The organism is Acinetobacter sp. HR7 (assembly GCF_000773685.1).
Taxonomy (GTDB): domain Bacteria; phylum Pseudomonadota; class Gammaproteobacteria; order Pseudomonadales; family Moraxellaceae; genus Acinetobacter; species Acinetobacter thermotolerans.
Genome location: NZ_JPQO01000142.1, coordinates 1 through 539, shown reverse-complemented (window position 1 = coordinate 539; position 539 = coordinate 1). Strand labels below are relative to the sequence as shown.

The following is a 539-nucleotide window of genomic DNA, read 5'->3' as shown; positions in this document are numbered from 1 at the left end:
CGGTCATCATTCAGAAAAACACGATGTTCAACAAAATATTTAACTGCCTTGGACAGGGCGACAGTTTCGGTATCACGACCGATCGCCACCAAATCATCTGGTAAGTAGGCATGATCCACACGCTGGACTTCCTGCTCGATGATCGGACCTTCATCCAGGTCAGCCGTCACGAAGTGCGCGGTAGCCCCGATCAGTTTTACGCCACGTTCAAAAGCCTGATGGTACGGTTTGGCGCCTTTAAAGCCTGGCAGGAAGGAGTGGTGGATATTGATGGCGCGACCAGCAAGCTGCTTGCAGAGGTTATCGGAAAGGATCTGCATATAACGGGCAAGAATCACCAGTTCGGTCTGGGTTTCATCGACAATCTTGAGCAGTTCTGCTTCCTGCTGTTCTTTCGTGTCTTTAGTGACCGGCAGGTAGATAAAGCGGATGCCTTCGCGTTCTGCGATTGGACGTAAATCCAGGTGATTGGAAACAATGGCCGTGATTTCAAAATCCAGCTCGCCTTTATGATGACGGTAAAGCAGATTCAACAGACA

General features: G+C 49.7%; 1 protein-coding gene. It reads right to left on the bottom strand.

Annotated elements, in window-relative coordinates:
- A partial coding sequence (locus GW12_RS06360) for a formyltetrahydrofolate deformylase (protein WP_034585075.1) occupies window positions 1-539 on the bottom strand: 539 nt, incomplete at both ends.